Raw genomic sequence first — 11741 nt, 5'->3', positions numbered from 1 at the left:
GTTGGCTTTAGGTTGATAAACAGTAAATTAAATGTAGTGCATTAAAGTGATACCCACAAAAATAGCTCAGGCAATACTGCATCAAACTTTCAGGTAACTGTATGGATTATTGCTGCATTTTTAGATAGTAATCCGCCGAATGTTTTCCGGATCCATAAAAGGTAAAAAAAATGCATGCCAACAGAACCAAGGTTGCCATGATTAAATTGGTGGGGTGCATGGTTCCCAAGAAATTGGTGAGCACAGCACCGATAAGAATGGGCAACTGTGCAATTACCGCCCAACGGGTCAATAAACCTATTACAATTAAAAAGCCCCCTACAAAATGGGCCGGCGTAATATAATGTAGTAGAATCATACCTCCCGGTATACCTTCAAAAGGCTTGGCCATCAAGGCCATCTGCTCATGATTTGTCATAAATTCAATGCCCTTGATAAAAAGAAAAATCCCTAGGGCAATACGCAACAAATCCAACGGATAATAGGTATGGGCATTGGCCCATTTGTTTAAGTCCTTTACGGTTCCCATAGTGAACGGATTTATAGGTTGAATACTATAAGGTACTCATTTTTAGTGATATGAGGAAATAAATCCGGGTGGAAACCCTGTTTTTAGTCCAATATTTATTGTAGAAGGAACGCTACGGCGTTTATATTCCAATAGCGGTTTTATCCGTTTTTCAAGACCAATTCCATTTGGATATCACTACGCTCGTAGGGCGATGAAACCCCAATAATTTCAACAAAACCAAGCTTCCTATAGAGGTTAAGGGCGGGTTTCAGGATTCTGTTGCTCTCCAGATAGAGTTTCTGGGCCCCCAAGGACTTGGCCTTGTCAACCATATGCATGCCCAAAAGTTTGCCGATCCCTTTTCCTTGCGCTTTCGGGGAAACTCCCATTTTGGCCAATTCAAAATCATAGCCGTCATGTTTACTGGGGATAAGCGCGCATACGCCTACGGGCTCATTCTCCAACAAGGCCACAGCGATGTAACCACCTTTGTCCAAAATGTTTTCCTTGGGATGGTGCAGCGATATGCGGTCTGCTTCCTCCATTTTGAAATAGGTGTTTATCCATTCTTCATTGAGGGTCCTGAATGCCTCCCGATAGGTATCGGAATAGGGTACTATTTTAGGGGAAATGGCCATGCCGAATCGGTTAAAAGTTGCCTTGCAAAGTTAAGGGGAAACCTTGAAAAGCATATCAAGGATTTGAGTCATAACCTTCTTTTTTTGAGTGGAATAACCAATTTTTTTGGTCTAGTTTCGTTATATCTATAATTAACCTCTCCGTTTAACGAAAAAATTGGTTGTTTACCGATTTATTGCGTAATATTACAACTCATATTAGTAATAAAACTCTTACAAGTTCCCAAATCTTGCAATGAGACTGAACCAAATACACATGCCTGACCCCATCAGGTACCTTAACCTACAAATTCCAATCGGCTATGGAAAAACTACTACTATTCTCTTTAAGGAACCCCCTCCGCTTATTCCGTTCTAGTGGAATCGTACCCTTGATACTTTTCTGTTGGCTTTCCTTACATTCGGTATTGGCCCAAGAAAGCAATCCCTATGTGAGCTATGATATTCCATTTCAGAATCTGCTCAAATACAATCGGTTTTTGATAAACCCGACCTTTAGCGCGGTCCGCGAGGATAAATCGTATGTGAACTTTTTTCACAGAAGTCAAAGTGCAGAGTTCAGTGACAATAACCAGAACTACTTTTTGAGTTATAGTGGTCAGATAAACGAAAGGATAGGTCTGGGTTTGAGTTTGTACAACCAGAAATCAGGAGTGATTTCCAATTTGGGAGTGATGGCCAATTATTCCCACGGTATACAATTGGGACAGAAAAGCAGCCTTACTTTTGGGGTGAACATCCCTTATTATGTAAGTAGTTTGGACCCGGATAGGGCAGTGGCGCTTGAGGACGACCCGTTGTTGAACGAAGCATCCGAAAGTTCCATTATTTCCTTCCAACCGGGACTCAACCTTTCATTGGGGAAGTTTGATTTTGGGGTTTTTGCCCAAAATTTGGTAGACTACAATATTAAGTCTGGAAAATCACTCACCAATATTGCGGAGAAGACATTTTCAGGGCATGTTCAGTTTACCCATGAGTTTGAAAATGCCCATGGAATTTTGGAAGATGGTAGGCTCATGCCTTTGGCACGGGCAAGGTTTGAGGGCAGTAATGACCCTATCTTTGGTGGCGGAGTTATATTGGATCTGCCCAAATTGGGCTGGGTCCAAGGTGGGTACGACCAATTTTATGGAGCCTCCGCCGGAACAGGATTTAACCTGAACCGAAGACTTTCCTTTGGGTATAACTTTGAAAAGAACATCAACAACAACCTGATTAATCTTGGGGTAACCCATGAGGTGTCCATAGCCTATTCCTTTGTACCCACTTTGTCCAAAAACGTTATGGTCTCCAATGAGGAGAACGACAAGGATAATAGAAAACCCATTGAGGGTGAAGGTTTGGTGGCCGATGCCAAGAAGTCCAAAAAGGAAGTACAGAAAAGCAAATTGGATGTAGCAACCATTTTGCGACCTTCCAACAAAGAGGATCTGGCGTTTTGGGAAGAACAAATCGAGCAATTAAGGGCACAACAAGAAGACAACTACGCTGTGATCAACGAGCTTATTTTCCGGATGGATTCCATGGAGCAGAACCGGCAACGCGACTTGGAAAAGCGATTTGAAATGGTAATGCATATGGTGAAACAACAGACTGGGGATACCAGACCTGATATTGAGCAAAAAGCCCATGAACTCTATTTGGCCAAGAACGAGGATTTGGATTCTTTGGCAAAAATAATGGCCCAAACGCAGTTGGCAGATAATTCAACCAGCACTTCCAGAAATGGTGTCAAACCTAAGACTACGGGTTCTTTTTCAGGAGGGGATTATAAACCCATTGAAAAGTTCATCAATCTGGATGGAGTGGGGCAAGGACACTACATTGTTGCCAATGTGTTCAAGAACGAACGCTATTTAAAGAGCTTTATGAACAAGCTCAAGGCCCAAGGCTTGGATGCCGAATATTTTAAGAATCCTGATAACGGTCTTAATTATGTGTATTTGGCCAAGTATGAAGAAAACGAACAGGCTTATGCCGCCTACCGTTCCAAGATGAAGGGCAAGTACACGGATGAGATATGGATCATGCATGTAGACAACCCCCGATATTCCAATTGGGCCGATGCCATTTTCCAAGACAACGAATAAGGCGATCGGGGTTATCCCTTTTTCATCTTATGGGCAATGGCCTTACTTCCGGGGTCGTTGGTTTCGTTCAGCTCTGAAATGATGGCAGGGTGATCATCCACACGGGTCTGTGACAATTTGTAAGCCGCCTGAATCTCTGTGATTTCAATTTCGAAGCCTACCACGCCTTTTACTTGGCGCAGGGTCTTGGGTGACATATGGTCCAAGGAAATGGGATTCTTCGAGTTTTGTTCATACTTGTCCACAAGCTTGTACATTGAGGCCATGGTCTGTTCCTCATCCAAAATGGTTACTTTCCCATAGACGTGCACGGCAATATAATTCCAAGTGGGAACCTCTTCTTCTTTATACCATGACGAAGAAATGTAGGAATGGGGTCCATTGAAAATACACAGCACTTCTGAGGGGCTGTTGAAGTTTTTCCATTGTGGGTTGGCCTTTGAGATGTGCCCCACTAGGATATTCTGGCCATTCGCATTTGTATCCAATTCCAGAGGGATATGGGTGCCCCAAGGCTTTCCGTCCACCGTATTGATCAAAATGCTAAAACTGTTCTGGATCAAGAAATCCTTTATTTCATCAAGATTTTCATTCTTGTAGTAATGTGGAATGTACATGCTAGGGTAAGGTTATGGAATGATGGTCCAAAGATACGAATACACGCCTATTACAATTTCAGGTCAACATAAAAAAAGCGGGGCATTGCCCCGCTTTTTCAATTACATATTTTGAAGAGGGACTAGTTGCCTGCCTCTACTACTTCGGCCTCCAAGACGAAGTCTTGTACAGTCTTGTTTGCGGCTACAATTTCCACTTCAACGGTATCACTGTTCGCAAATCCGTTCATGGAAGCAAACACTTTGTAGATTCCTGCATTAAGGCCAATGATAGCATAATTCCCATCTATATTGGTAGCTCCAGAGGTCACTGGCTCTTCATCCAAATCCAGTATGGAAATTTGGGCGTCCTCCAAAGCAACGGAAGATTCCCCATCCATGGTGGTTACCGCCCCACTCAATGTACCTGCTGTGGATAGATTACTCACCTTGATCACTGGCTTAAAGTTGAAGCCGGTAATGCCATCAACTGAATTCATATTGCCCTTGGCCACAAAAGAGCGGCTTACGTCAAAATCCAGCAATAGATCACTGGAAAGACCACCAGCAATGGTCAAAGCAGGGTCGATAAAAATTTTGATACCGGTCTGCTCGCCGCTAGGAACTTTGAGATCAAAGCTACGTTCATCGGTCAATACCACATTCACTCCCTTTACGTAGACCCGTATAAGGTCATAGGTGCCAACAGGAATGTCCAAATCGGCCATGGTTTCAGTGGTACCGTTGGTCAAATCCAAAAGGTTCACTGAAATTTCCTCTTCCATTAGGGTGACAAAAGAGGAACCACTTTCATCATCATCCATTTCTTCATCGTCATCTTCGCCATCCTTCAGTCTTGCGTCTATTTTAAAGACAGTAACATTGGCCTCGGCTACCATATCAAATGGAAAAGGGGCATCGGTCATTTTTACCGTTAGCCTTCCCATGGTGTCACCATTGCCACCATCTCCATCGCTTGAACAGCCTGTAAAGGTTAAAAGGATAAAACTCAATGCGTAAAAAAAGATTTTTGTTCTCATCGTATGGGGTTTAATCAATAGGTTCGTGTTATAGATACGGGCAAAAAGGTGTCTATACGCGTCCAAATCTTGTTTTTTCGATGAAATGCAAGCTTTTCAATACTGTTTAAGGTAAAATCCTACAAAATCACTGTCCGTCTCCCCTTGTTTTTACTTCTCCACTGGTACCGCTAAGATCACCTCTATAGATCCATAATTCTCCACGGTCTCCGTTTGTGGCGGCTTCAACATCCTTTAAAAAGTTTGAAAAACTACCGGCACCGTGGACTTCCTCAAACCATTCCATGAACTTGTCCTCTTCTCCCATCCAGGCCGATTTGTCAAAGAAATCGACCCAAACAAAATCCTGGCCATCCATATTGGGGAGTTCGTTGAAGTAGCTTCCCCATTGATGGTCTGGGTCTTTGGTTTTGAAAACCTTTTGCACGCGATCTAAAATGGAGGCGAACTCCATTTGCTTGAACCGTTTTACGTCCACCATAAAAATGGAAAGGTTCTTCAGGTTAAAATCCCTGCTGAAATTGGAATGTTTCAAATCATTTTTCCAATAGGTGGTCTCCATTTTGGCCAATGCATTGGCGGCCACATTGGTGTTCCAGTCCTTGGTATGGGCATCGTCATAATTGCTCACATCATCCATGGCCGCCCAAGAGGTTGGGCCCATACTCCACACATATTTTCCTGAATTTTCGCCACTGGCCACCCAAAACACACTAACTGAGCCTGGATTATTGGCATGATATTTCTTGTTGTGGGCTGCCATTCCCGCTTCAAAGGCCTCAATCTTTTCAGGATGCGGCGTCATCATCACATTCATAAAAATGGGTGGTTGCTCTGTCTGTTGGCCCATCATTACCATAGGCACCAGTACTAGGGTTAAAAGTAATCGTTTCATTGTCTTTAGTTTTAGTTTAGTTTTTGATCATTCTGTTTGCTCTTCCTCCATCATTTTGGCCTCGGCCTCAATTTTTTGGAGTTCCAATACAATCTCGGTTGGGTCCCAATACCCATATTCCTTTACAATTTTTCCGTCCACAAATTGAAAGGTCAGGTGAACGGGAACACTAATTTCCTTTCCGTTGGCGGCTAGGGTGCATTCCCATTCCAACCAACTGTTCACCCAGGTTTCACCATCATCGGTCACCACCATTTCATATTCTTGATGTTCATTTCCAAAGCCCCTGGAAGCATAATTGACCTCCGATTGTCTGTGATAATCCATAGCCTCTGAGGGCGATAGGGCATCGTCATTGGTGTTGTAATAGGTTTTGGAAGTATCAGCATACATGCTGGTATCGTAGTTTTTACTGTCATAATTGGCAATCAATTTCTTGACAGTGTCAATCTCTGGGGAATTCTGGGTGTACCGCACTGGACCTTGTTGACAAGCGCCTAACAATAGGGCCACCATCCCGAATGATAAAAGAATTTTTTTCATTGTTTGTTGATTTAAGGTTAGTAAAAAAATACCCCGACCACAGGGCCGGGGCATATGTTTTAATTTGATTTGAAATTGGAAAAATCAGGTCTTGTCCTTATCACAAGTGGGTTCCTTGTGATAAAATATTCCACATGCAGCGAGTTTGCACCATCTTCATGGGTCAAATGAGCCAGAATCGTCAGTGTTTTCAAAAGATTGATTTACAGGTTGTGGAAATCTGTGGTACAAAGGCAACTTGCTCAATTCCGAACGGCGTGGGTCAACATGACATGCAAGTACAAAGATCTATTTAGATGTGGGACTTGCCGAGAAGAATGCAAGGGGGAGGTTGTAAACAGTCGGTCCTTATAAATATAATAAAAAACTGTTAATCAGAGGTTTGAATGATGTGTTTTTTGCTTGAAACCCATCAAATACAAGGTGTTTTCTTACGCAATTCGGTTGGTTTTTCGTGAAATATGGCCTTGGATGAACTGTTGCAGTAAAAAAGAAGGGACATGTCGGATATAAGGTGTCCAACATGCCCCTAGGAATTTATTCAAAAGTATACTCGGTCTGTATGATTTCGGTAACCCTAAAATATCCGTAGGCCAAGTTGTTGGGGTCGTCCACATTTACACAGTTGCCCACCAAGGGAACCGGTGTGGGGCTAAAAGGAGTCCCGGCATTTTCATACTGGTCCACCAAAAGCCTAAGGTAATCGTGGTACTGTTTCGAAATGCCCATCAAGGCCACATCCACAACATCGCCGGGTTTAAACTCGTCAACACTATCTTCACCTTCCAACTTTTCGTAATAAAATGTGGCCTCATTGCCATCAATGAATTCATCCTTGATATAATAAAGCTCCGAAAGTAGGTCGTTCTGACTTTTGAAGCGTAGGAAGTAGTAATCGCCAAGCCCTTCAGGGTCCTGAAATGTTACATTTACCTCGAGAGCCTCATCATCCTCACCGCCGTCCTTGGACTGGGAAACTTCAATGATGTCCACCAAAGGATACAGGGTTTCAGTAGCCGTATAGGTCTCCCCGTTATAGAGGACCTCAAGTTGATAAGTATCCCCAACAATCGGAACAAAGGACGAGGTGGTGTATTCTCCGTTGTTTTGACTGGTAAAGATGAATTCAGCAGCCGTATCCGTATTGATGACCTTGACCGAAGCACCAAGTACAGGGACAATTTTTTGTTCGGCAAAGAAAGGGGTGGAGGTGCTGAGTACAATGGTCTGGTTGTTTCCAGATGTTCCTTTCTCCCAGTCCAAAGAAGCTTCTATGACCAACCTTTCAGGCCCTTCGGGAACATCCACCTCAATAACATCGGTGCAGGATGCGAACAGGAGCAATATCCCAATGCAAGCTATATAAAATGGTTTCATGTGTTTAAAATTTAAAGTTGTATGTTACTGAAGGGACAATCCCAAAAATGGCGGTACGGGTGGCTTCGTTGGCGCCCGTTTCCATGTTCTGTCCAAAGGATATCGATGCGGCATTTCTCCTGTTGAACACATTGTAGATGCCAAAGACCCATTCGCCCTTCCATCTATTTTGCGGCTTTCTATTGGGGCGGTAGGTGGCCGAAACGTCCAATCGGTGGTAAGCCGGCAAACGGTTGGCATTACGGTCGGAGTAACTGGCCACGGAAATCCCTTCGTACTGGTATTGCCCATTGGGGTAGGTCACAGGTCTTCCCGTTTGGAAAATGGCATTGGCCCCAAAACTCCATTTTTCGTTCAGGGCATAGGCCCCGGTGAGTGATACGTCATGGGTGCGGTCATGTGGAGTACTGTACCAATCCCCATTGTTGATTCCCGGGCCACCAGCGTCCCCTCCGGGGGTCCGCTGTTGTGATTTGGACCAAGTGTAGGCCAACCAACCAGTGAAGGCACCTTCATTTTTTCGTAATAACAATTCAACACCATAGGCTTTTGATTCACCGTTCAGGATTTCACGTTCTATGGTATTGTTTCCAATTAAGTCAGAACCATCAATATAGTCGATTCGGTTGTCCACGGTCTTATAGAAAGTCTCCACTTCCATGGAATAGACATTGCCCTTGAAATTTTTAAAATATCCGAAGGCAAATTGGTCCGATAACTGGGGTTGGATGTACTTTCCACTCGGGGTCCAAACATCAATAGGAGTTACTGATGAGGTGTTGGACAATAGATGGATGTACTGGGCTGCCCTGGAATACCCCAATTTTACAGAGGATAGCTCGTTGAGTTGATAGGCTAGGGAAACCCTTGGCTCCAAATTGCTGAAGGTTTCAATGCTCTCACTCTTTTTATAGCTGATTTCATCAATAGGGTCTTGCCTTTCGTAAATGCGAAGCGTGCTGTTATAGACCAAAGGTCTATTATCTTGGTATTCGTTCAAGGGTTGTCCGCCCATGCGGTTAAAATGACTGAACCGAATACCGTACTGGGCGGTTAACCTATCCGTAAGCTTATGCTCTGCGTTGATATAGGCCGCACTTTCCAAAGCCCGTTTTTTGTCCAGCTGCAACTCATTGATCGCAGAAGCTGGGTCAGTGGGTTTTATACGACCGGGATCAAACACATACTTTATGGTGCTTACTCCAAAATCGAGCTTGAATGCATCGTTGAAGTAGTATTTAAGGTCGTACTTTACATTGTAGTTTTGGATGGAAGAGACCCAATCAAAATCAAAGAAATCAATACCCAGTTCGTAATCATAGTTACTGTAGATCAATGATAAGTTGGAAAAGAGCCTATCGTTGAAAATATGGTTCCAGCGTAGATTGCCCGATGCATTCCCGTAGCTGCTGCTAAATGAACCCCCAATATTGAAAAGGTCGCGGCCAAAGTAACCGGAGAGGTACAATTTGTTGTTTGGGTTGAGATTGTAATTGGTCTTCAAGTTCAAATCGTAAAAGTTGGCGCTGTTGTCTTCCCCGGCCAATTTTAAGAACAGGTGGGCGTATGACCCACGTCCGGCAATCAAGAAGGATCCTCGGTCGTTGAACATGGGACCTTCAAGGGCCAATCGACTGGAAATGGCACCAATGCCCCCGGTCATGGCAAACGCTTTACTGTTTCCGTCTTTTTGTCTTACATCCAATACCGATGAAACCCGACCCCCAAACCGCGCAGGGATGCCACCTTTGTACAGTTTAAGGTCTTTTACGGCATCCGCATTGAAGACCGAGAAAAAGCCCAATAAGTGGGAGGTGTTGTATATGATGGCCTCGTCCAATAATACCAGGTTTTGGTCCACAGCTCCCCCGCGAACATGAAATCCACTGGAACCTTCCCCGTTGTTGGTAACCCCCGGTAGAATCTGAAGGGACTTTATGATGTCCACTTCGCCCAAAACCACAGGCATTTGCTTTACAGTCTTTATGTTGAGTTTGGAGACACTCATTTCAGGTTTGCGCAGTAGCGCCCGTTCGGGCTCTTCAGCAGTGACCTCTACTTCATCCAGTTGGGTAGACGACTCCAATAGTTCCACATCAAGGGTCATGTTTTGATCCAAGGTCACCTCCCGGGTCATTTCATTGTAACCGATGTATGAAAATACCAAGGTATAGGTCCCCTTCGGTGCACTGATGGAGTAAAAACCATATTCGTTGCTGATCGCACCAATATCGGTGCCGCGTAAAAAAATGGAGGTGCCAAACAAGGTCTCCCCATTGGTACCGTCCGAAATTTTTCCGCTAATGGTGAAATTGTTTTGGGCCTGAACGAGCATTGTGCCCAATAAGAGGCAAAGACCCAAAAGCCAAAATGCCGGGCCATGCCTTTTCTTTTTTTGTTTCATTTGTGATTTTTTGAATTACAGGTTAAGATGAAATCGTTTTTTGATTCACTCGCACTAAGGACACTTTGGAAATTGGAAGGTTGCATGGGGAAGATGAAGAAAAGGTTGTCAATTTTACTGTTGATGCCCAATAGCTTTGGTTGCCAAGTGTTTAGAGGTGCGTAAAAAAAGAAAGTTTTTTAATGGACGTTGGTTTGGGTTGTACTGTTGTTGGTCTAAATTTTAATTTTTCCGCAATGGGATTGATTAACTTCATATCAACTAAACAAAAAAACAAAGAATGAGGAAAGTTTTAATGGTGATGGTCTTGGCCATCTCAATGGTAGCATGTAAGGATAAAGAGGCGGAGAAAACCTCCACTAAAACAACAAAAATCCCTGTTTATGCATGGGATTATGGACCTGGAGAGGCCACGGACGAAGAATTGGCCACGAAGTTTGCCGACCTAAAGGCAAAGGGAATTGATGGGCTAATGTACAATGGCGGGCACGACCCGGAAACCTACAGAAGGGTAGGGAAGCTCGTAAAAGAGGCCGGTATGGAGTTCCACACTTGGATCCCTACCATGGTACAGGGCAAAAACCCCAAGTTGAAAGAAGAGTGGTATGCTATTAACGGTAAAGGCGAATCTGCATATGATAAACCGGCCTATGTTTCGCACTATACCTTTTTATGCCCAAGCAAGGAGGGGGTGTACAATTTCTTGGCCGATCTGTATGGAAGCGTGGCAGAGGTTGAGCATGTGGATGGCATTCATTTGGATTACATCCGTTTTCCCGACGTGATCTTGGCCCGTGGTCTATGGGACAAATACGGATTGGTGATGGATAGGGAGTTTCCGCAGTTTGATTACTGCTATTGTGACGACTGTACTTCGGCATTTAAAGACAAAACAGGTGTCGATATTCTAGAGGTGGAAGACCCTTCACAAGTGATGGAATGGAAACAGTTCCGATATGATTTGATTACCAATATGGTCAACCGTTTGACCGAAGTGGTACATTCCAAAAACAAGAAGATCAATGGGGCGGTTTTCCCGGGTCCATCCATTGCGAAAAAATTGGTAAGACAGGATTGGGGCAAATGGGACTTGGATGCCATATATCCCATGAACTACAACGACTTTTATTTGGAAGGCCCCCAATGGGTCGGTGAAATGGTTGCCGAAGAGGTCGCCACTGCAAAGGACGGAGCGCCTGTGTACAGTGGCTTGTTCATCTGCCCAAAACCAGAAAAGAAAGGTGATGAAAAAGACCCTGAAAATCACGGTCTGTTGCCTGGGGAAATAGGTGAGGCCATTAAAGTATCCATGGAGAATGGAGCAGAAGGGATATGTCTATTTACACCCGGTAGGATGACGGATGCCCATTGGAAAGCTTTTGAAGAGGCTATCCATAAGGACTATTCCAAAAATTAACTCTCTTGATTTAAATTTAAAGGCCCGATGATTTTTTGTCATCGAGCTTTTTTGTGGATACGATCCGTCAGGGAAAAACCACAGTTCAGTAGTTCATTTTTTCCTTGTTCTTGGAAAACCTGCAACTTTGGTGCATCAATCAAAAAACGGACGGTCTTTTTCTCACTTTGTCCAATTTGGAAAGGTAAGTGGGGACAACCTTCAGAATAAACCTATGGTTTTTGTTA

Annotated in this window: 10 protein-coding genes; 2 read left to right on the top strand and 8 right to left on the bottom strand. The window is 43.8% G+C overall.

The genetic code is table 11. The features are described 5' to 3' along the window. Positions 1-106: 106 nt before the first annotated feature. A complete protein-coding gene (locus F8C76_RS06335) occupies positions 107-529 on the bottom strand; it encodes a DoxX family protein (RefSeq protein WP_152130931.1) in 423 nt (140 codons plus the stop codon). A gap of 140 nt (positions 530-669) precedes the next feature. Next, positions 670-1149 (bottom strand): GNAT family N-acetyltransferase, encoded by a 480-nt coding sequence (locus F8C76_RS06330; protein ID WP_152130930.1) that lies wholly within the window; start codon positions 1147-1149, stop codon positions 670-672. Between the two features lie 302 nt (positions 1150-1451). On the opposite strand from F8C76_RS06330, the gene F8C76_RS06325 reads away from it, so the two are divergent. Then, on the top strand, positions 1452-3242 hold the full coding sequence (locus tag F8C76_RS06325; protein ID WP_152130928.1) for a PorP/SprF family type IX secretion system membrane protein: 1791 nt from the start codon (positions 1452-1454) through the stop codon (positions 3240-3242). Between the two features lie 11 nt (positions 3243-3253). On the opposite strand, the gene F8C76_RS06320 is transcribed toward F8C76_RS06325, so the two are convergent. From F8C76_RS06320 to F8C76_RS06295, 6 genes are all read right to left on the bottom strand, one after another. Then, on the bottom strand, positions 3254-3859 hold the full coding sequence (locus F8C76_RS06320; RefSeq protein ID WP_152130927.1) for an FMN-binding negative transcriptional regulator: 606 nt from the start codon (positions 3857-3859) through the stop codon (positions 3254-3256). A 122-nt stretch (positions 3860-3981) separates the two neighbouring features. Next, the gene (locus F8C76_RS06315; RefSeq protein WP_152130926.1) at positions 3982-4878 is read right to left on the bottom strand and encodes a DUF4382 domain-containing protein; all 897 of its coding nucleotides are present in this window, start codon (positions 4876-4878) and stop codon (positions 3982-3984) included. 127 nt (positions 4879-5005) lie between these two features. Next, a complete protein-coding gene (locus F8C76_RS06310; RefSeq protein WP_152130925.1) occupies positions 5006-5773 on the bottom strand; it encodes a hypothetical protein in 768 nt (255 codons plus the stop codon). A gap of 27 nt (positions 5774-5800) precedes the next feature. Continuing rightward, positions 5801-6316, bottom strand: coding sequence for a nuclear transport factor 2 family protein (locus F8C76_RS06305; protein WP_152130924.1), 516 nt, complete (start codon positions 6314-6316; stop codon positions 5801-5803). 537 nt (positions 6317-6853) lie between these two features. Beyond that, positions 6854-7693: a DUF4249 domain-containing protein gene (locus F8C76_RS06300; RefSeq protein ID WP_152130923.1), complete on the bottom strand. Its 840-nt coding sequence runs from the start codon at positions 7691-7693 to the stop codon at positions 6854-6856. A 4-nt stretch (positions 7694-7697) separates the two neighbouring features. Next, on the bottom strand, positions 7698-10097 hold the full coding sequence (locus F8C76_RS06295; protein ID WP_152130922.1) for a TonB-dependent receptor: 2400 nt from the start codon (positions 10095-10097) through the stop codon (positions 7698-7700). Between the two features lie 280 nt (positions 10098-10377). Between F8C76_RS06295 and F8C76_RS06290 the strand changes: the two genes are divergently transcribed. Next, on the top strand, positions 10378-11514 hold the full coding sequence (locus tag F8C76_RS06290) for a glycoside hydrolase family protein (protein WP_152130921.1): 1137 nt from the start codon (positions 10378-10380) through the stop codon (positions 11512-11514). The last annotated feature ends 227 nt before the right edge of the window (positions 11515-11741 follow it).

Origin of the sequence: Flagellimonas olearia (assembly GCF_009184425.1) — a bacterium.
Classification (GTDB): domain Bacteria; phylum Bacteroidota; class Bacteroidia; order Flavobacteriales; family Flavobacteriaceae; genus Flagellimonas; species Flagellimonas olearia.
The sequence above is the reverse complement of the archived record's forward strand: the minus strand, read 5'-3'. Positions and strand labels throughout refer to the sequence as shown.